Source organism: Epilithonimonas zeae (assembly GCF_023278365.1).
GTDB lineage: Bacteria > Bacteroidota > Bacteroidia > Flavobacteriales > Weeksellaceae > Epilithonimonas > Epilithonimonas zeae_A.
The window spans coordinates 2,959,683-2,980,682 of record NZ_CP075338.1 but is presented as its reverse complement, the minus strand read 5'-3'; the positions used below and the strand labels follow the sequence as shown (position 1 = coordinate 2,980,682).

Here is a 21,000-nt window from a genome sequence, read left to right as displayed (position 1 = left end):
TTCTATATAGTAAGTGGACAGAATCTCTGTTTTGTTACAAAAAAATTCTATTTATTAACAATTAAGTGTGGATTTCTTGAGTAAAACTAAATTTCGAAACCTTATAAAAAATTTTACCTTTGTACAATGGCAGAGAAGGAAACATTATCGAGTTTGATTCACGGTAATTTTGCAAAGGAATTATCTATTTCGGATGGCAAAATGCCGCCCAATGCATTGGATTTTGAGAAAATCGTCATCGGTACTTTTTTGATTGACAGAAAAGGGCTTGACCATTCTATCGATTTATTAACGCCCAATGTTTTCTATGACCCAAGGCATCAGACGATTTTCGCATCAATCTTGAAATTGTACGAGAGCAACTCTCCTATCGATTTGATGACAGTTATTCAGGATTTGAAAAAGAATGAAAAACTGAATCTAGCTGGTGGTGACCATTATATCATCGATTTGACAATGGGTGTAAGTTCTTCTGCCCACATCGAATATCACGTTCGCGTAATTCTTGAGAAATTTATCCTACGTTCATTGATTAATGTTTCAGCCAATGTTATTGACAGTTCTTACAAAGAATCAACGGACGTTTTCGAATTGTTGGACAAAGCTGAGCAATCTTTTTTTGAAATCACCAATGGAACGATCAAAAAAGGTTTCGATACTGCCAATTCATTGGTAAAAGAAGCGATTGATAAAATCAAATCCTTAAAAGATAAAGAAGGCTTGTCTGGTGTTCCTTCCGGATTTACAGCCTTGGACAAAGAAACAGGAGGTTGGCAAAACTCTGACCTCATCATTATTGCGGCGAGACCTGCGATGGGAAAAACTGCTTTCATTCTATCAATGGCGAGAAACATCTGTGTAGATCACAATATTCCGATGGCATTATTCTCTCTGGAGATGGCATCTGTCCAGTTGATTACAAGAATGATTTCTTCCGAAACGGGGATTTCCTCCGAGAAATTAAGAAAAGGACAAATGTCTGATGATGAATGGCAAAGGTTATTCACCAACGTTTCCGCATTGGAAAATGCCCCACTTTTTATTGATGAGACGCCTTCGCTTTCTATCTTCGACTTCCGAGCAAAATGCCGAAGATTGGTAATGCAGCACGGTGTTAAGATAATTATGGTCGATTACCTCCAGCTGATGACAGCTAGTTCCGGAAAAGGAGGCGGAAACCGAGAACAGGAAATTGCAATGATTTCGCGTTCACTAAAAGCAATTGCAAAAGAATTGAACGTTCCGGTAATTGCACTTTCTCAGCTTTCCAGAACCGTGGAAACAAGACCCGGAAAAAGACCAATGCTTTCTGACCTGAGGGAATCCGGAGCCATTGAGCAGGATGCGGATATCGTGTCTTTTATCTTCCGTCCGGAATATTATAAGATTGCGGTTTGGGATAACGACGAAGATGGTGCAGAAACCAGTACAGAAAATCAAGCAGAAATCATCATTGCTAAACATAGAAATGGTGCAACGGCAGATGTTCGTTTAGCCTTCCACAAGAACATTGGTAAATTTGCCGACCTTGGAACCAATTACGAATACACACCTTCCAATTTTGGTCAAAAAGACGAACCGTCTGGATTTGACAGAATTACCATTACAAGTGATCCACATTCGGCGTTTGGAATTCCTGGTAATAATCAGGTTTCTGGTTCTGCGATGAATGATGACGATGATGATATGCCTTTTTAATGTAATGATTGATAAATAATAGTTGATAATTGATTTGAGTACCAAACAACAATTAATCATTAATTTTTTTCTAATTTGAGAATCGAAATCTTTACAGACGGTGCCTGCAGTGGAAATCCCGGACCTGGCGGTTATGGAATCTTAATGCGTGTTCCGGAAAAGAAATATCAGAAAACCTACTCCAAAGGCTTCCGAAAAACTACCAACAACCGAATGGAATTGATGGCAGTTATTGTTGCTCTTGGTAATCTGAGAACGTCTGACAATGATGTCCATATCTACACCGACAGCAAATATGTTGCAGATGCCATTAACCAAAAATGGATTTACGGTTGGATCAAACGAGGTTGGAAAAACGTAAAAAATCCTGATCTTTGGAAAGCTTTCTATAAACTCTATCAGCTTCATCAACCTAAATTTCATTGGATTAAAGGACACGCAGGTCATCCTGAAAATGAAATTTGTGATCAATTAGCCGTGACTGCTTCAAAATCCGGAAAGTTGGAAATCGATACTTTTTTTGAAAATCCGATTGAAGGAGGAATGTTCTGAAATATTCAGGATTAGATTTTATGGCATTCAATTATATTGGTTATATTTAAAAACAAAAACTTTTATATTCAATGAAAAAACATTTACAATTTATTTTTTTCTTTTTCATTTCTGTAAAGCTATTATCCCAAGATGGTAGTCTTGATAATACTTTTAATGCTACAAATGTTGGTATCGATGGCTTAGTTCTTGGTATAACTGTACAACCTGACAATAAAATACTGGTCTCTGGTCGATTTAATTTTTACAACAATATTAGCAGAAACAATATTGTTCGTTTAAATTCTGATGGAAATTTAGATCCAAGCTTTAATCCATCTTCGGGATCAGATCAGCAAATACATACTTCTGCTGTTCAGCCTGACGGGAAAATTCTAATTGGTGGATATTTTTCAAAATTTAACGGGGTTTCTATGAATCGTATAGCTCGTCTGAATATTGATGGCTCTTTAGATACTTCTTTTAATCCAGGTAATGGAGCGAATGATATTATCAATAGTATTATAGTACTTCCAGATGGAAAAATTTTAATTGCTGGTTACTTTACAACATATAATGGGATATCCCGAAATCGTATTGCCCGGTTGAATACTGATGGTAGTTTGGATGCAAGTTTCAATTATGTCACTGGTGCCAACAGCAACATTGAGGATATTATTTTACAAACTGATGGCAAAATTCTCATCGCAGGAGATTTTTCCACATTCAATAATATCACAGCTAGATCCATTGCAAGATTAAATTATGATGGAACTTTAGACACTAATTTTTTAGGAAATGGCTCAAGTACAATAAGTAGTATTGCATTACAAAAAGATGGAAAAATTATCATTGGCGGCTATTTTACAACATACAATGGAACATCAATAAATCGTATTGCTCGTCTCAATTCAAATGGTACTTTGGATACAAGTTTCAATACAGGAAATGGGGCGAATGGTACTGTTTACTGTGTAATTCCACAGCCAGATGGAAAAATACTTGTTGGTGGAGATTTTACCGCATATAACAGTTCTTCACTAGGAAGTCTTATTCGTCTGAATACAAATGGATCTTTAGATAGCTCTTTTAATGTTGGAACAGGTACAAATAGTAATATTCTTGATATTACATTGCAGGCTGACAATAAAATACTAATCGGAGGCGGCTTTACAACTTTCAACTCTGTAGAAAAGAACAAGTTAGCACGTTTAAACAACACGCCAAATCTTGATATTAAGGATTATACAGAAAAAAATGTTTTTTCATATCCAAATCCTGTAACGGATATATTATACATCGAAAATGCTATTAATAATAGAGCCTACATTTATAATTTAGCTGGAGACTTAATTAAAATTTTTGATGTGGAAAATAATAAAAGCAATGTAAACCTTGGCTCACTTAAAGATGGTAATTATATTTTGATATTATATGACGGTGAGAATAAAAAAACTATTAAAATCATCAAGAAATAAATGATTTAAAAACCGTCTATAATTTGCAGACGGTTTTTGTTTTTTTTAGGCATTCCAAAAATCACGATCCAGACTTCTGTACTGTATTGCTTCCGAAATATGATCACCTTGGATATTTTCTGAGTTTTCTAAATCGGCGATGGTTCTGGCAACCTTCAAAATCCTATCATAAGCTCTTGCGGAAAGATTAAGTTTTAGCATTGCTGTTTTAAGCAATAATTGAGAATACTCGTCCAATTCACAATATTTTTCTATTTCTTTCGGTCCCATCTGTGCATTGTAATTGATATCAAGATTCTTGAATCTCTCGGTTTGTTTATTTCTTGCTTCAATAACCCGTTCACGGATTTTCAGACTGCTTTCTCCTTTTCTTTTTTCAGCTAATTGTTCGTATTCAACCTTTGAAACTTCGATATGAATATCAATCCTGTCTAGAAGTGGTCCGGACAGTTTATTCATATAACGCTGCATTTCCAATGCTGATGAAGTATTATTAGGATCATCGGGAAAATAACCACTTGGACTTGGATTCATACTTGCAACGAGCATAAAACTTGCAGGATATTCAATAGTAAATTTAGCTCGGGAAATGGTAACAACTCTATCTTCCAAAGGTTGTCGCATTACTTCGAGAACTGCACGTTTGAATTCTGGCATTTCGTCCAGAAACAGAACTCCATTATGAGCTAAGGAAATCTCGCCTGGTTGAGGATAGCTCCCACCTCCGACTAGTGCAACGTCTGAAATTGTATGATGGGGTGAGCGGAATGGTCTGATTGTCATCAGTGATGTTTCTGCTCCCATTTTACCAGCTACGGAATGGATTTTTGTAGTTTCCAGTGCTTCCTTCAAATTCAAAGGCGGAAGAATGCTTGGCAGTCTCTTCGCTATCATCGTTTTTCCGCTTCCTGGAGAGCCGATCAGAATGATATTGTGACCGCCGGCTGCAGCAACTTCCATCGCACGTTTGGCTGCTTCTTGCCCTTTAACTTCATCAAAGTCAAATGGAAAATGATCGATTTTATCTTGGAATTCTTTTCTTGTATCAATCTCAAACTTTTCTAAAGGAATTTCGTCATTAAAAAAGTCAATAACTTGTTTGATATTCTCAACACCATATACATCCAGATTGTTGACAATTGCCGCTTCTCTTGCATTTTGTTTTGGAAGAATAAACCCTTTATAGCCATCTTCTCTGGCCTTGATTGCAATGGGTAAAACACCTTTTATCGGTTGAAGCCCGCCATCAAGAGACAACTCTCCCATAATAATATATTCCCCTAGACTTTCTGCTTTGATCAAATCGGATGCTGCGAGAATCCCCAAAGCAATACTCATATCATAAGCTGAACCTTCTTTCCTAAGATCTGCCGGCGCCATATTAATCGTAATTTTCTTCCCAGGAATTTTGAAGCCGGAATTCTTCAATGCAGCAGAAATCCTATAACTACTTTCCTTGATAGCATTATCTGGTAAGCCTACTAAATGATAACCAACGCCTTGATCTACATTCACTTCAATAGTAATAATCTGTGCGGAAACGCCGTGAATGGCGGCACCGGAAATTTTGACTAACATTTGTGTTTTGTTTTACCAAAAATAAAAAAAACTCTTTGATGAAAACCAAAGAGTTAAATATTTTTAAGAAATAATAATGATTACATAAATCTTTCGCCTTTCTTAAGGTTTTTTAGATCCAAAACATAATCTTTTATCAATTGATCATTATCTCTCGGGCAAATCAATAGAGCCTTTTCCGTATCTACAATAATATAGTTTTTCAAACCATCTATTACTGCAGCTTTGTTCTGATTTTTGATTCTAATAACATTCCCTTTTGAGTTGTAAGTCAACACATTTTTAGAACTTATTGCGTTATTGTCATCATTTTTGTCTGCATTGGTGTAAACTGAAGTCCAAGTTCCAAGATCACTCCAACCTATATTTGCTGGAATTACATAAACATTATCAGCTTTTTCCAAAATTCCATTGTCTATAGAAATCTTGCTAACGATAGGATAAATCACATCAATATATTCTTTTTCTGCTTCTGTATTGTATTCGCAGCCATTGAATTGGTTGGACATTTCAGGTAAATATTTTGTAAATGCGGACAAAATACTTTTTGCACTCCATACAAATATTCCTGCGTTCCAAAGGAAATCTCCGGATTCTATAAAACTTTTAGCTATTTCTAGGTTCGGTTTTTCTGTGAAAGTTTTTACTTTAGAAATAACTTCATCATTCTCTTGGATGAATTGAATGTAACCATAACCCGTATCAGGTCTTGTTGGCGTAATTCCCAATGTAATCAAATAATCATTTTTAGAAGCCAACTCAAAAGCCAACTCAACTTTATCAAGAAAAGTTTTTTCTTTCAAAATCAGATGATCAGCAGGCATTACAATGATATTAGCATCAGGATTGGCATCTTCTATTTTTTTGGCCATATAAAGATTACACGCCGAAGTATTCTTCATCGCAGGCTCGCCAACGATATTATTTACCGGAATATTTGGTAATTGTTGTTGTGTTAATTCCGTATATTCCTGATTGGTAATAACATAAATATTCTCTGCAGGAATTAACTGACTGATTCTGTCAAAAGTTTGTTGAATCATCGTTCTTCCTGTTCCTAATATATCGTGAAATTGCTTTGGAAATTTCTGGGTACTCATCGGCCAAAATCGACTTCCGATACCTCCAGCCATGATAACGCAATAATTATTGTTCTTCATTTAATGTTAATTTTTCTACTTTCGCTAAAGCACGGAAGAGATATTTTTTTGAGTTTTTTAAGTGAACGCAAAGATATAACTTTTTCTTTTTTTCTAATAACCTGTAATCGTCTCCTTTGTAGTGAAATTCATCATTAATTAACAAATCCTCAACAAAAACAAAATTTTCTTCAGGATTTTCGATGTGAAAATAACGTACTAATTCTGGACTTGCCATAAAGTTGGCTTTTGGGTTTTTGGAAAATTTCTTGATAATTGGCTTCAAATCTTCTGTATAAATGTCAATACTTTCCAAAAGCATTTCTCGGAAAGTATCTTTCCATTCTTTGCCGTGTGCACTGATTCTGAAATTAAATTTCTCAAAAGCAATAAGATGAGCTAATTCATGTGTCAGTACAAAAAAGAATAATTGTTTATCTAAAGTAGAATTAACCGTTATCTGATGCGATTTGTCTGGCAATTTTCTGTAATCTCCTAACTTGCTGTTTCGGTTCTTTGTAATCTTAATGTGGATGTAATAATCCGAGAACCATTTTTTGAGAAAAGGAAACGTATTATCCGGAAGATATTGCTCTAAAGTGTTGATTGACATTAATAAAATTGGATGTTAAACAAAATTAATCATTCCTGTCATTTAATACTAAATTATTGGAACATAATCTGTTTTTTCTTAAATTTCGAATAAATTATGAAGTTTGCAAAAATCAATTTTTTGTTTTTTGTTGTTGATTCTGTTTTCCTGTACAGAAAAAACTGAACAACACAAAGACACTTCCCCCAAAAAAGAACTGAATCCTTTTTACGAAAAGGCTTTTGTTTTGATGGATAAAAATCAGACAGACAGCGCTTTCTATTATTTGAACAAAGGTAAAGACCTTTTTCAAAAGAGAAAAGATAGTTTTGGAATGGCCAAAAGCTTTGTTAATATGGCCATTCTTCAGGAAAATACAGGTGATAATTTTGGAAGTATTGAGAGCAGTTTGATTGCCTCCAAATTTCTTAAAGAAAAAGATACTGCCCATTATTATTCTCTATTTTGCAACTATAATAATTTGGGGGTTGCATCTGGAAATTTAAAAAATTATGATGATGCAAAGCGTTTCTACAATAAAGCTTTACTTTTCACAAAAGATCCTGTTGATAAATTGATGCTATTCAATAATCTAGCAATTGCTTATCATAATGAAAAAGATTTTACCAAAGCCATCTCTATTTACAAAAAACTCATTGATAGCATTGGTTCAAAAAGCGAGTTTTATCCGCGACTTTTATTAAATTATTCCAGATCCAAATGGTTTCAGAATAATAATTACGACCCTGTAAAGAATTATTTACTGGCAGAAAAACTAAGCGAGAATTGGGATGATGATTGGGATAAAGATGCGGCATATGCTTATTTGGCAGCTTATTACCTCAATAAAAAGCCCGATTCAGCGAAGTCTTATGCAAAAAAAATGCTGACACTGGCTAAAAAGTTACAATATCCTGCTGATGAATTAGAAGCTTTACAAACATTAATAAAACTATCAGACGGGACAGAAACTCAACAATATTTTGATCAATATTCTAAAACACAAGATAGCTTGGTTAATGCTCAAAACAAAGCCAAAAATCAATTCGCTTTGATCCGTTTTGATAGTGAAAAGGCGAAAACCGAAAATCTAATTCTCCAAAAAGAACACGCTTCTCACGAATATCAAGTTCAGATTCAGAAAATAATTATTAGTGTTCTAATTTCAGTTTTCCTTATCGTTGTAGTTATCACTTATTTTTGGATTAAAAAAAGGCGAGAAAGATTATTACTAGAAACCAATAACAAACTGCAGGAACAGCGATTGGATTTATCAAAAAGAGTTCACGATGTTGTAGCCAATGGGATTTATGAAGTCATGACAACTATAGAAAATCAGAAAGATCTGCCTAAAGAAAAACTTTTGGACAAGCTGGAATTGATGTATGAAAAATCCCGTGATCTGTCCTATGACAATAACAGTCAGCAAGATTTTCAGGATAAAATACTGGGTTTGGTAAGCTCTTTTGATAATGAGGATACAAAAATTATTATTATTGGAAACGATTTGGATTTTTGGGACCATTTAAGTTCTAAATTTAAAGAAGAAACCTATCAGATTATTCGGGAATTACTCGTTAATATGAAAAAGCACAGTTCTGCGACGCAGGTTATTTTAAGATTCAATAAAGAAAATCATAATTATGAAATCACTTATTCTGATAACGGTGTTGGATTACCGGAAAATTTTGTTGAGAAGAACGGATTTAGTAATATAAAATCTCGTTTGGAACAAATAAATGCAGAATTGAAGATAGAAAGAAGTTACTTGGGAGGTTTAAAATTATCAATAAAACATTGTTCTTATGTTCAGTAAAATATTAATTGCAGAAGATCATGAAAGTAGTAATTTTTCTGTCCAAAAAGTATTGGAAGATTTGGCAATTCTTAATGTAGATCACGTTTATTATTGTGATGACGCTTTTGAAAAATTGAAAAAATCATTAACCTCGAAATTTCCTTATGAAATGCTGATTACCGATCTTTCTTTTGAGGAAGATCATAAGAAACAATTAATCAAAGATGGTCGTGAGTTGGTAAAGTGTTGCCGGGATTTGTATCCGGAACTGAAAGTGATTGTTTTTTCCGGAGAAAACAGAATTGGTGTTATCGACTTGTTATTCAAAGAGTTTGGAATTAATGCTTATGTCAAAAAAGCAAGATCTGACTCCAAAGAATTAAAGAAAGCAATAGAAGCTGTTTACAACGGAGACACCTACATTTCTCACAATTTAAAACTCCCAATAAAAAGTGCTAACACTATAGAATTCAGCAACTATGATATTACTTTGTTGAAATTATTATCGGATGGAATTTTACAAAAAAACATCCCTAAAAAACTACAGGAAAAGAATATCTATCCAAACAGTTTGAGCAGTGTCGAAAAAAGAATCAATGCCATGAAGTTAGCACTAGCTGTGAAAAACACCGAGGAATTGATCGCTTCCAGCAAAAATATTGGAATAATTTAAAAAAGTAAATTTTTTGAATTTTACGGTTTTCCCGTAAAGAATTGTGATTTTATGTAATTAACTTTGCCAAAGATTAATAACCGTAAAAACACAAATCGAGATACTTTCATTTTTCAGAAAGAGTCTAAAGCGCGACTTCAGACTCTTTTTTATTTCCTAAACATCTCCGTATGAGGAATATTATCTTCCAGATATTTTTTCTCCGTTTCCTGAAAACCAAATCCAGAATAAAACTTCAATAAATAATCCTGAGCAGAAATTCTAACTTCAGAAGTTCGGAATCTATTCTCGATAATATCCACTGCGTAAGAAATCAGTTGTTTTCCTAAACCTGTTCCTCTACCCTTTTCCGTCGTAATTACTCTTCCAATAGACGTTTCCTGATATTTGATTCCTTTGTCAAAAATCCTGCAATAAGCCAAAACCTCGCCTTCTTTTTCTGCCCAAAGATGAATCGCTTTTTGATCATAATCATCCAAATCTGGATAAGGACAATCTTGTTCCACTACAAAAACATTGATTCTGGCTTTGATGATTTCGTAAAGTTCCGTCGTATCAAGTTCAGAAAATGTTTTGATTTTCCAATCTACATTAATCATCGAATCTCACTTTATTTTTAACCAAAAAGTCATTGGTTTTCTGGATGTATTTTAAAATCAAATCAACACCTTCCTTTTTCTCTGCAGAAGTAATATAAAGGTCTGGCAAATCTTCCCAGGTTTTAAGCAATTCGTTTTTATAAACCTCAACATTTCTCTCTGATGCGCCAGGCTTCAGTTTATCCGCTTTGGTAAAAACAATTGAGAACGGAACACTGCTCTCTCCAAGCCATTGCATAAATTCCAAATCGATTTTCTGCGGTGTATGGCGGATATCTACAAGAACAAAAAGGTTCACAAGATTTCTCCTGTTAAGAATATAATTGGTAATCAATTTCTCAAAATCTTTTCTCAGACTTTTAGAAACCCGCGCATAACCGTAACCAGGAAGATCGGTAAGCGACCAGGTTTCATTAACCAAAAAGTTATTGATTAACTGAGTTTTACCAGGCGTTTGAGATGTTTTTGCAAGATCTTTGTGATTCATCATCGCATTGATGAGAGAAGATTTTCCAACATTGGAACGTCCGATGAAAGCATATTCCGGCATTGTCGGCTCAGGACAATCCTGCCATTTCTGACTGCTTTTTACAAATTCTGCGGTTTTGATTACCATATTTTTATAATTTAAAAACCATTAAGAATCAAATTTATTAAAATTAAAAAATTCAAATTCTTAATGGTCTGAAAAGTTTTTATTGATTATTGGCTTACATTACTTTTTGCAGCCAAGTATAAAGAATCTCATTGAACTCGTCCGGCTTTTCCATCATCGCAGCGTGACCACATTTATCGATCCAGTGCAATTCAGAATTTGGGATGAATTTGTGCATATCTTCTGCCACTTCCGGCGGCGTCACATTATCTTGTTTTCCCCAGATAATACAAGTTGGACAAGTGATTTTCGGAAGATCATTCAACATATTGTGTTTGATGGCACTTCTTGCCAACATCACGGTTTTGATGCCTTTCATTCTGTCATTCACAACCGCAAAAACCTCATCTACCAACTCATCTGTTGCAACAATCGGGTCGTAGAAAACGTCCTGAGTTTTTTTCTTGATATATTCTTTGTCACTTTTTCTTGGGAAACTATCTCCGAATGTTCTTTCGTAAAGACCAGAACTACCTGTCAGAACAAGATTTCTTACCAGTTCCGGACGAGAAGTCGTGAGAATCAAACCAATATGGCCGCCCATAGAATTACCAACTATCGTTACCGGTTTTCCAATAACATCTGTAATAAATTTCGCTACAAATTTTGAAATAGAAGCCAAATTGGTATTCAGAATAGGTAAATCATATATTGGCAATTGTGGAACAAAGACCTGATAGCCTTTGTCCGAATAAAAATTGATCATCTTATCGAAGTTGCTCAACCCGCCCATCAAACCATGCAAAAGCACCATTGGATGACCTTCACCCGCTTCTACATAACTATATTTCGTGTCTTTTTTTGTCTTAAAAATCATAATGCTCTCTCGATAACGCGCAAAAATACAAATAAAAGAATAATTTTTTTATTTTAATCCTACTAAAGCGGTCAAAATTAAATTATTTTAACACTGATGTCAAATTATTAATAAAGTTTGAACAAAATATTTTTGATATTTGATTTCTCACTTCAATGCGATTTGTCTTTTCGCCTCTCCAACAACAAATGCCACAGAATTAGCAATATTGAAGCTTCGAATCAACTTAGACATCGGAATGGTCAAATGATTGTCAAATAAACTCAAAACTTCCTGACTCAAACCACAACTTTCCTTTCCAAAAACGAGCCAATCTCCATCTTGGAATTCATTGTCATAAATCGAATGTGTGGCGTGCGAGCTCATTAGAAAAACTCGGGATTTGTCTGGAATTACATTCATCCATTCTTCAACACTTTGATATTCTGTAACGTCAAGATGCACCCAATAATCTAATCCTGACCGTTTCAAATTAGCATCATTAATGACAAATCCAAAAGGATGAATCAAGTGTAATCTACTTTCTGTTCCTACACATAAACGACCGATATTTCCCGTATTATTAGGAATTTCTGGTTCTACTAAAACTACATTTAACATTTTGAAATTTAATTTAAGACAACTTGCAATTCGTTGATTCTATTGATAATTGGCAAAGCGAAGATTCCGCTGATTTGTAGATACAATTCATAAAATATTTTGGCTTTTTCTGCAAAATCTTTTGTTCCCTCTAATCTATAATGGAACATAAAAACATTGCCCAGCATCTCGTAATAATCTGCATGGTCTTTGGATTCTCTTTCTTTTACTATGTCGATAATCTCTTCTTTTGATTTTAAAGACAACTCGTTGAAGTCTATTTTAAAAATATCTTTCATTAAAGAATCGAAATCCAATTCTTTTTGCATCAGACTTTCTTCCGGTTTTCCGAGAAGTAGTTTTTCTAAAGCTTGGGTTAATTGACGAATTAATCTTAATGTAAAGTCTTTATCTTGAATCATTGATTAGGTTTTAGTTGACTAGTTGTAGATTTTAGTTTGGCAAATTATTAACCAAAAAATAAATACGCCAAAATTACCGAAACTGTAACGCCAACCAAATCCGCCAAAAGCATCGAACCAACTGTATATCTCGTATTTTTAATTCCAACAGCACCGAAATAAACTGCAATAACGTAGAAAGTTGTATCGGAACTTCCTTGTAGAATCGCAGATAATTTTCCTGCAAAACTATCGGCTCCAAAGGTTTTCATTGTGTCAACCATCATTCCGCGAGCTCCGGAACCTGATAAAGGTTTTATCAACGCAGTTGGTAGTCCATCCACAAATCTGGTGTCGAGATGAGATGCGCTCGCGATCCATTTCATTCCATCAATAATCACATCAAAAACGCCACTTGTCCTCAGTAATGAAATAGCAATCAACATCCCCACTAAGTAAGGAATAATCTTCACACAAACCGTGAACCCTTCTTTTGCACCGTCGATAAACGCATCGAAAATATTGATTTTTTTATAAACAGCTCCAAGGACAATTGCTAAGAAAATCAACAGGATAATCCCGTTGCTCATTACTTTGCTGAAAGAATCTAATTCTTCTTTATTCAATTGAACCAGATAAATTACTAATAAAGCAATAATCGCAGAAATTCCGCCAACGTAAGCTAAAACAATTGGCTGAAAAAGATTGATTCTTTGTCTGATAGAAACAATCGTCATCGCTGCCAAAGTCGCACAAAAAGTTGCAATCATACAAGGCAGAAAAATATCAGTCGGCGTTTCCGAACCCATTGATGAACGGATCGCAATAATAGAAACCGGAATCAAAGTCAATCCGCTGGCGTGCAGACAGAGAAACATAATTTGGGCGTTGCTGGCTTTGTCTTTATCTGGATTCAAAGTTTGGAGGCTTTCCATGGCTTTGAGTCCGAAAGGTGTAGCCGCATTATCAAGACCGAGAAGATTGGCACTGAAATTCAGCATCATATGTCCAAAAGACGGATGATTTTTCGGAATTTCCGGAAATAATTTAGAGAAAAAAGGTTGAATCAATCGGCTCAAAAAATTAATACCGCCTGCTTTTTCAGCGATGCTCATAAATCCCATAAACAACGCCATAATTCCAATCAACTTTAGGCAGATATTAACCGCCGTTTCGCTGGTTCCGATCACGCCGTCGGTTTCCTGAATGCGGTAGATTCTCACATCAGGCGACTCATTGGCCTGGTAATGAATGTGGTTTTGTTCAAACTGAAGATTGTCCATCATTGGTTTTCTGATCTCCAGAGGAAGTTTGACCAATGGTTTATAGCCAATCTGAATCGTATCACCGCCTTTCCCAACGACCATATCGTTGAAAATCTGACTGTAATTTTCTGAACTAAAATATTTAACCGATGCAACCGCAATTGCAATGATGATGAAGGCGGACCAAATCCTGCTTAAAACCATTTTTGGAAATTAATTTCAGTAAATGTAAGAAAAGATATGAGATGTTAGATTCTAGATACTAGAATTTTGCCTGTAAAAAAAACACAATATTGTCATTCCGGAGGAATCTCAACAATAATGGTGATGAGCATTATTTAGATTCCTCCGGAATGGCAAACTTCACGTTAAATATTACGTTAGAATGGAACGTTGAATTACAGCAGCCCGAGCTGAGTGGAGCTCATTTTTTTGCTTGGGAAAGTTTGGCAAAAATAGCGGGAACGGAGCGCGGATAAAGCTGCCCAAACCTAGCGAAGGTGTTCCAGTTAGTCAAATCATCTTTACAAAACATGACATTTGTCATTTATTTCAAATTATACTTGTTTGGTATGAATTGAAATTTATAGTTTTGCAGAGGCTTTTTTTAAAAACACCATACTATGTTGAAATTTGTTTGTTGCATAAGATTTATATGAAGAAGAAATAGTGTGTTTATTTTGAAAACCTTTCATAACTCATTTGAAAGGTTTTTATTTTTTTAATTAATGAATCAAAATGATTGAACTGCTGAACGTTTCCAAACGTTTTACAACTAAAAATAAAACTATCCAAGCGTTGTCCAATATTTCTCTGACCGTAGAAAAAGGAGAAATTTTTGGCGTGATTGGAACTTCCGGTGCTGGAAAAAGTACGCTGATCCGATGCGTGAATCTTCTGGAAAAACCAAATGACGGAATAGTAATTGTTGATGGAATTGAACTGACAAAACTTTCCGAAGCTCAATTGACTCAGGAACGAAGAAAAATTGCAATGATTTTCCAGCATTTCAATTTGTTATCCTCAAGAAATGTTTTTGATAATGTTGCTTTTCCGTTGGAATTAGAAGGACAATCTAAATCCCAAATTAAAGAAAAAGTAGATTCGCTTTTGGAGTTAGTTGGACTGAAGGACAAGGCAAAAGATTATCCGGCGAATCTTTCCGGCGGACAAAAACAAAGAGTTGCGATTGCGAGAGCTTTAGCCAACGATCCGAAAGTTCTGTTGTGTGATGAAGCTACAAGCGCATTGGATCCTGCAACGACAAAATCGATTTTACAACTTCTTAAATCCATTAATCAAAAATTGAATCTCACGATTCTTCTTATCACACACGAGATGGAAGTGATTAAAAGTATTTGCGATAAAGTGGCCGTAATTGATAATGGCCAATTAGCGGAACAAGGAAAAGTAGAACAGATTTTCATTCATCCGGAAAAAGAAATCACGAAAGGTTTTATACAAGCTTCTCTGAATGTGGAATTGCCTTCGATTTATCAGAACTCTATCAGCAATATTGACAGCGAGAATAACAATCCTTTGGTCAAAATTCTGATAAGCGGAAACGAAACTCAGAGTTCAGTTATCATTAATCTGTATGAGAAATTTAATGTTAAGGCTAAGATTATCAGTGCGCAACTGGAATATGTTGGTCACTTGAATTTTGGTGTTTTGATTCTGGAATTACAGGGGAAAAATATCAACGAAGCTTTGGCTTATTTGGAAAATGAATATACAAACACAGAAATTTTAGGTTATGTCGGATAGTATTATCAATTTGTTATTTCAAGGGACAATTGAGACAATTGTAATGACCTTGGTTTCAGGATTTTTTGGATTTGTTTTAGGATTACCGACGGGAATTTTTCTTTTCCTCACAAGAAAAGGTCAATTATTGGAAAATAAGATATCACACCAAATCGTATCCATTATAGTCAATATTTTCCGTTCGATTCCTTTTATCATTCTCATTGTATGGATGATACCTTTCACAAGAACCATTGTAGGAACATCGATTGGCGTTTCCGCAGCACTAGTTCCGTTGAGTGTAGGTTCTGCTCCATTTATTGCAAGATTGGTAGAAAACAGCCTGTTGGAAATCCCTTCAGGATTAATAGAAGCAGCAAGAGCAATGGGCGCAAAACCGCTTCAAATCATCCGGAAAGTCCTTTTGCCAGAAGCTTTACCGTCATTAATCAATAACGTAAGCATTACATTAATCACTTTAGTTGGTTATTCCGCAATGGGAGGCGCAGTTGGTGCAGGTGGATTGGGACAAGTAGGTTATCAATACGGCTACATCGGATATGATTTTGCGGTAATGAATTCTGTTCTAATATTATTAATTATACTGGTTTTCATTATCCAGATTTCCGGGGACTTTCTTTCAAAAAAATTCAATCATAGATAAATTATAAAAAAATGAAATCGAAAATATTGGCTTTAGCATTGGCTATTCTTACATTATCAGCCTGCAACAAAAAAGAATCAAACCCCAATGTTCTGAAAGTCGGAATCGCAACCGGACCGGAACAAAACCTTGCCGAAGCTGCAAAAAAAGTGGCGAAAGAGAAATATGGTTTGGATGTGGAATTGGTAACATTTAATGATTATGTTGTTCCAAACGAGGCTTTAAGTCAGGGCGATGTGGACGTGAATGCGTTCCAACATTTACCTTATCTTGAAGAACAATCTAGACAGCGCGGTTATAAATTAGCAGTTGTTGGAAAGACATTTGTATTCCCAATTGTAGCCTATTCTAAAAAGATAAAATCAATTTCCGAATTACAGGCTGGACAAACTATTGTGATTCCGAATGATCCAACCAATGGTGGCCGTTCATTACTGTTATTACAAAAACAAGGTATTCTGAAATTGAAAGATGGCGTTGGGCTTTTGCCTAAAGTAACTGATATCATCGCTAATCCTAAAAACCTTAAAATCCTAGAATTGGAAGCACCTCAAATCCCAAGAGTTCTGGAAGACAAAGAAGTAGTTTTGGCAATTATCAATAACAATTTTGCAGCTCAGGCCGGACTAGACCCTGAAAAAGAAGGCTTATTTTCTGAGGATAAAGATTCGCCTTATGCTAATCTAATTGTTTCCAGAGAAGATAATAAGAGTGATGAAAAAGTGAAAAAATTTGTACAAGCATACCAATCTCCGGAAGTAGAATCTGCGGCGCAACAGACCTTCAAAGGAGGTGCTGTGAAAGCCTGGTAAAACTTCTATTCTATATCTAATTTTTTAAGTTGGCGGTTCTTACGAATCGTCAATTTTTATTTATAATTCAACAAATAATATTTATAGTTTTAAAATTATTATCATTTAAAATAATCTTAAATAACAAATAAACTAGTTATATAAAGTAAATCGAGACGTTTTTATCATATTATCACATTATGATATAAATCATTTTGTTATTTTTATTAGTTCTAAATAAATATGTTTGCAAAAAATTTAATTATATGTTTAATAAATATCTTTGTTTAGGGCTGTTCGCAGCTATCTTTAATATACAAGCTCAAAACTGCACACCTCAAACTGCAGGTGCAAACATCGGTGACAATGGTTGTGTGAGCTTGACTTATCAAAACCAAACTGTTTCCTACAAAACTGTAAGAGCAGCTGACGGTTATGAATGGCTGCAACAAAATCTTGGAAGCTCAAATGTTGCAACAAGTATTGCTGACGAAGGGGCCCGCGGCGATTATTTCCAGTACGGACGTTGGGATGATGGTCATCAATTAAAAACGTCCCAGACGACAGAAACCTATCCAACACCAAACAATCCTGTTGGTTTAGGCACTGGAACAAGCCTTTTCTACATCGGTGGTGGAACACCTTGGTCTTCCAACTATACGGGTTGGTTTGCCAATCCTGAACAAAATGATAATTGGACAGCAAAAAGTCTTTCTGAAGTGACAGAACACAACGGAATGGATCCTTGTAAAGCAATTGGAGACAATTGGGAAATGCCTTCTGAGGCAGATTGGGATCTGGTAATGACAAAGGAAAATATCTTCCCAAGACCCGCAGGTTCAACTAACACAGGAATGCAGAGAGGTTTTGACAGCAACCTGAAAATCGCTGGAGCTGGAGCGCGTAAAGATGCAGGCTGGGCCTTTGAAGGAACTCGTGCTTACCTCTGGACAAGGTCGGCTAGTGCAAACCCTAATTTTTACCGTTATGCATATTTAGGAGCTTCTGCGGCTAGTACAACTGGTTTTGGGGGTGATGCAAAAAGTTTTGGTTATTCTGTAAGATGTGTCAACAAATCGAATAACACTTTAGCGGTTAATTATTTCAATAAAGTTGATTTCAGTTTTGGACCAAATCCAGCTGATAAATTCATCAAGGTGAATACAGAAAATGCTTTGAAATCTGTTGAAGTTCTTTCTGTAACAGGACAAAAAGTAATGGAAACTAAAGACAATATAGTAGATGTTTCCAGCTTAACGAAAGGAAATTATTTCATCAGAATCACTTTCGAAAACGGAAAAACAACGACGAAGAAATTCATCAAGAAGTAATATCACTTCAAATTTTAAGGAAAAAGACGCTCGATTGAGCGTCTTTTTATTCCAGATATATCAAAACATCTTTATCAACTTCTTCGTCTATAGATTTTATTAAAACGCCATTCTTAGTTCTTTCCTGCAATTCCTTAATAAAAAAACTACTTTCAAAAAACTGGCGATGAACACCCGGAATCAGGCTCATAAAATAATCCATCCCGACTCTGTTATTGTGAAGGTCCATTTTGGTTTCTAATGGTTCATTCGGAAACAATTCTTCGTGCATATTGGTGAGTTTTTCACACCATTCCAACGATTTTCTTGGTGAAGACACTTTGCAGAAGTACATCATAATCAAACAACACCAATATGAATGTCTAAAAGCGTTTCCTTCGCCATTATTAGAGTTGGTATCAGGATACAATTCTTTCGCTTTCGCAAAGGCTTTAAAGCTCGCATACGTGTATAAAATCGCGAACAAAGGATGCATCAATCCAATAGAAAAAACTTTCAAAAGTTTTCCAAAGGTCAATGACTTTAATGTTCTGAAAAATATGCCTATAAATCTCATCAATAAAAAACTCTCCCAAATTTGAGAGAGTGCATGTTGTATTTAAATTTAATTAATGATACTCGTGTACCAATAATTTTACGATTCTTGAAATCGACTCTTTGATTTCTGTCCTTTTTACGATGAAATCAACAAATCCTTTTTCCTGTAAGAATTCCGACGTTTGGAAGCCTTCCGGCAAATCTTTACCAATGGTTTCACGGATCACTCTAGGTCCCGCAAAGCCGATCAAAGCACCCGGTTCAGCGATAATCACATCAGCCGTCATTGCAAATGAAGCTGTGATTCCACCAAAAGTAGGGTCTGTCAGATATGCGATGTAAGGCAGTCCAGCATCAGAAAGCTGAACCAACTTCGCCTGAACTTTCGCCAATTGCATTAGTGAATAAGCCGCTTCCTGCATTCTTGCGCCACCAGACTGGCAGATAATCATATAGGGCAACTTATGTTTGATACAATAATCGATGGCTCTTCTGATTTTTTCTCCCATTACTGAGCCTAAAGAACCTCCAATAAAAGCAAAATCCATACAGGAAACCACCATTTCTACACCGTTTATTTTTCCGGTTGCATTTCTGATAGAGTCTGTGAGTTTTGTTTTTGATTTCACTTCTTTCAGACGGTCTGTGTAAGACTTTGTATCCTTGAATTTAAGAATATCAACACTTTCCACATCCGCATCCAATTCCTTGAATTTATGGTCGTCAAAAAGCATATCGAAATATTCTCTGCTTCCGATTCTTACGTGGAAACCATCTTCCGGAGACACAAAATTATTAGCCTTAAGTTCTTCAGCTTCTATAATTTTACCAGTAGGTGTTTTGTGCCAAAGTCCTTTTGGAACATCTTTTTTGTCCTCTGTAGAAGTTGTAATGTTTTGGGTTTTTCTTTTAAACCAATCAAATGCCATAATCTATAATTGATAAATGAAAAATGATAATTGATGTAAAGACAATTGCGAAAATCGCTTATCTCTCATCAATTATCATTTATAAATTAAAGTGTATTGATATTGTTCAGGTCTTCAAAAGCCTGAGTCAATCTCTTGATATACGTTTCTTCTCCTTTTCTTACCCAAACTCTTGGGTCATAGAATTTCTTGTTTGGAGCATCTGCGCCAGTTGGATTTCCAATTTGATGTCTCAGATATTCAATCTGTTCTGTCATATAATCTCTGATTCCTTCTGTGTAACCGAATTGTAAATCTGTATCGATGTTCATTTTTACAACACCGTAACTGATAGCTTCACGGATTTCCATCAACGTAGAACCTGACCCACCGTGGAATACGAAATTCACAGGTTTATCTCCCGTTCCGAATTTTTGCTGAACATATTTCTGAGAATTGTCAAGAATTTTCGGAGTCAATTTTACGTTTCCTGGTTTGTAAACACCATGTACGTTTCCGAAAGCCGCTGCAATTGTGAAGTTGTCAGAAACCGCTTTCAAAACTTCGTAAGCGTGTGCTACTTCTTCTGGCTGAGTATACAATTTTGAGCTGTCAACATCAGAGTTGTCAACACCATCTTCTTCTCCTCCTGTTACTCCTAATTCGATTTCAAGAGTCATCCCCATTTTGTTCATTCTCTCGAAGTATTTTGCAGAAACCTCCAGGTTTTCCTCAATTGGCTCTTCTGAGAAATCTAACATATGAGAAGAGTAAAGAGACTTTCCGTTTTGCTTGTAATATTCTTCACTTGCATCCAAAAGTCCATCTACCCAAGGTAACAATTTCTTAGCACAATGGTCTGTGTGAAGAATAACAGTTGCTCCATAAGCTTCTGCTAAAGTGTGGATATGTTTTGCACCAGCAACAGCTCCAAGAACCGCCGCTTTTTGTCCATCGTTACTCAATCCTTTTCCAGCATTGAAGATAGAACCTCCATTTGAAAACTGGATAATTACTGGAGCATTAAGTTTTGCAGCAGTTTCTAACGTTGCGTTGATGTTACTAGAACCAATCACATTAGCTGCCGGAAGTGCGAATTGCTTCTCTTTGGCATAATCAAATATCTCTGTTACTAAAGAACCAGTGGCAACTCCTGCCGGAAATTTTCTGCTCATTTTTATTATATTTTTTAAGATTTTTTGGACTGTAAACTTACGAAA

At 35.4% G+C, this 21,000-nt stretch carries 21 protein-coding genes; 9 read left to right on the top strand and 12 right to left on the bottom strand.

Features of this window, described 5'->3' with window-relative positions; all coding sequences use genetic code 11:
• Positions 1-126 precede the first annotated feature (126 nt).
• The 3 genes from dnaB (at position 127) to KI430_RS13490 (ending at position 3,707) form a co-directional block, all read left to right on the top strand.
• Entirely contained in the window at positions 127-1,698 is a 1,572-nt protein-coding gene (gene dnaB, locus KI430_RS13500; protein ID WP_074235854.1) for a replicative DNA helicase, read from the top strand.
• Between the two features lie 75 nt (positions 1,699-1,773).
• On the top strand, positions 1,774-2,250 hold the full coding sequence (gene rnhA, locus KI430_RS13495) for a ribonuclease HI (RefSeq protein ID WP_248875474.1): 477 nt from the start codon (positions 1,774-1,776) through the stop codon (positions 2,248-2,250).
• Positions 2,251-2,321: 71 nt separating this feature from the next.
• Positions 2,322-3,707 carry a T9SS type A sorting domain-containing protein gene (locus tag KI430_RS13490; RefSeq protein WP_248875473.1) on the top strand — a complete coding sequence of 462 codons (1,386 nt, stop codon included), beginning with the start codon at positions 2,322-2,324 and terminating at the stop codon, positions 3,705-3,707.
• Positions 3,708-3,752: 45 nt separating this feature from the next.
• Here KI430_RS13490 and KI430_RS13485 read toward each other — a convergent pair whose 3' ends face one another.
• The 3 genes from KI430_RS13485 to KI430_RS13475 form a co-directional block, all read right to left on the bottom strand.
• A complete protein-coding gene (locus KI430_RS13485) occupies positions 3,753-5,285 on the bottom strand; it encodes a YifB family Mg chelatase-like AAA ATPase (RefSeq protein ID WP_248875472.1) in 1,533 nt (510 codons plus the stop codon).
• An 80-nt stretch (positions 5,286-5,365) separates the two neighbouring features.
• Positions 5,366-6,445 (bottom strand): mannose-1-phosphate guanylyltransferase, encoded by a 1,080-nt coding sequence (locus KI430_RS13480; protein WP_248875471.1) that lies wholly within the window; start codon positions 6,443-6,445, stop codon positions 5,366-5,368.
• Positions 6,432-7,037: a SprT-like domain-containing protein gene (locus KI430_RS13475; protein WP_248875470.1), complete on the bottom strand. Its 606-nt coding sequence runs from the start codon at positions 7,035-7,037 to the stop codon at positions 6,432-6,434. Before KI430_RS13475 ends, KI430_RS13480 begins: the two co-directional genes overlap by 14 nt.
• A 103-nt stretch (positions 7,038-7,140) precedes the next feature.
• Here KI430_RS13475 and KI430_RS13470 point away from each other — a divergent pair, with 103 nt between their 5' ends.
• Together KI430_RS13470 and KI430_RS13465 are read left to right on the top strand one after the other, a co-directional pair.
• The gene (locus KI430_RS13470) at positions 7,141-8,832 is read left to right on the top strand and encodes a tetratricopeptide repeat-containing sensor histidine kinase (protein WP_248875469.1); all 1,692 of its coding nucleotides are present in this window, start codon (positions 7,141-7,143) and stop codon (positions 8,830-8,832) included.
• Entirely contained in the window at positions 8,822-9,487 is a 666-nt protein-coding gene (locus tag KI430_RS13465; protein WP_248875468.1) for a response regulator, read from the top strand. Before KI430_RS13470 ends, KI430_RS13465 begins: the two co-directional genes overlap by 11 nt.
• Positions 9,488-9,636: 149 nt before the next feature.
• Here the strand turns inward: KI430_RS13465 and KI430_RS13460 are convergent, their stop codons facing one another.
• The 6 genes from KI430_RS13460 to KI430_RS13435 all read right to left on the bottom strand — a co-directional run bounded on the left by KI430_RS13460 (position 9,637) and on the right by KI430_RS13435 (position 14,007).
• Positions 9,637-10,086, bottom strand: coding sequence for a GNAT family N-acetyltransferase (locus tag KI430_RS13460; protein WP_248875467.1), 450 nt, complete (start codon positions 10,084-10,086; stop codon positions 9,637-9,639).
• Positions 10,079-10,702 (bottom strand): ribosome biogenesis GTP-binding protein YihA/YsxC, encoded by a 624-nt coding sequence (gene yihA, locus KI430_RS13455; protein WP_074235860.1) that lies wholly within the window; start codon positions 10,700-10,702, stop codon positions 10,079-10,081. Before yihA ends, KI430_RS13460 begins: the two co-directional genes overlap by 8 nt.
• A 94-nt stretch (positions 10,703-10,796) precedes the next feature.
• Complete coding sequence (locus KI430_RS13450; protein ID WP_074235861.1) at positions 10,797-11,558, bottom strand: alpha/beta fold hydrolase; 762 nt, start codon at positions 11,556-11,558, stop codon at positions 10,797-10,799.
• Positions 11,559-11,705: 147 nt separating this feature from the next.
• Positions 11,706-12,158 carry a tRNA (cytidine(34)-2'-O)-methyltransferase gene (locus tag KI430_RS13445; RefSeq protein ID WP_248875466.1) on the bottom strand — a complete coding sequence of 151 codons (453 nt, stop codon included), beginning with the start codon at positions 12,156-12,158 and terminating at the stop codon, positions 11,706-11,708.
• Between the two features lie 8 nt (positions 12,159-12,166).
• On the bottom strand, positions 12,167-12,559 hold the full coding sequence (locus KI430_RS13440) for a hypothetical protein (protein WP_248875465.1): 393 nt from the start codon (positions 12,557-12,559) through the stop codon (positions 12,167-12,169).
• Positions 12,560-12,606: 47 nt separating this feature from the next.
• Positions 12,607-14,007, bottom strand: coding sequence for a nucleoside recognition domain-containing protein (locus tag KI430_RS13435; protein WP_248875464.1), 1,401 nt, complete (start codon positions 14,005-14,007; stop codon positions 12,607-12,609).
• Between the two features lie 534 nt (positions 14,008-14,541).
• Here KI430_RS13435 and KI430_RS13430 point away from each other — a divergent pair.
• The 4 genes from KI430_RS13430 to KI430_RS13415 all read left to right on the top strand — a co-directional run bounded on the left by KI430_RS13430 (position 14,542) and on the right by KI430_RS13415 (position 18,335).
• A complete protein-coding gene (locus KI430_RS13430; protein ID WP_248875463.1) occupies positions 14,542-15,570 on the top strand; it encodes a methionine ABC transporter ATP-binding protein in 1,029 nt (342 codons plus the stop codon).
• Positions 15,560-16,213, top strand: coding sequence for a methionine ABC transporter permease MetI (gene metI, locus KI430_RS13425; RefSeq protein ID WP_248875462.1), 654 nt, complete (start codon positions 15,560-15,562; stop codon positions 16,211-16,213). Before KI430_RS13430 ends, metI begins: the two co-directional genes overlap by 11 nt.
• Positions 16,214-16,224: 11 nt before the next feature.
• Positions 16,225-17,025, top strand: coding sequence for a methionine ABC transporter substrate-binding lipoprotein MetQ (gene metQ, locus KI430_RS13420; RefSeq protein ID WP_248875461.1), 801 nt, complete (start codon positions 16,225-16,227; stop codon positions 17,023-17,025).
• A gap of 245 nt (positions 17,026-17,270) precedes the next feature.
• Positions 17,271-18,335, top strand: a complete 1,065-nt coding sequence (locus KI430_RS13415) for a T9SS type A sorting domain-containing protein (RefSeq protein ID WP_248875460.1) — start codon at positions 17,271-17,273, stop codon at positions 18,333-18,335.
• A gap of 46 nt (positions 18,336-18,381) precedes the next feature.
• On the opposite strand, the gene KI430_RS13410 is transcribed toward KI430_RS13415, so the two are convergent.
• The 3 genes from KI430_RS13410 to fbaA form a co-directional block, all read right to left on the bottom strand.
• Positions 18,382-18,891 carry a DUF6973 domain-containing protein gene (locus KI430_RS13410; protein ID WP_248875459.1) on the bottom strand — a complete coding sequence of 170 codons (510 nt, stop codon included), beginning with the start codon at positions 18,889-18,891 and terminating at the stop codon, positions 18,382-18,384.
• A 52-nt stretch (positions 18,892-18,943) separates the two neighbouring features.
• On the bottom strand, positions 18,944-19,801 hold the full coding sequence (gene accD / locus KI430_RS13405) for an acetyl-CoA carboxylase, carboxyltransferase subunit beta (RefSeq protein ID WP_120211988.1): 858 nt from the start codon (positions 19,799-19,801) through the stop codon (positions 18,944-18,946).
• Between the two features lie 86 nt (positions 19,802-19,887).
• Positions 19,888-20,955 (bottom strand): class II fructose-bisphosphate aldolase, encoded by a 1,068-nt coding sequence (fbaA, locus tag KI430_RS13400; protein WP_248875458.1) that lies wholly within the window; start codon positions 20,953-20,955, stop codon positions 19,888-19,890.
• Positions 20,956-21,000 lie beyond the last annotated feature (45 nt).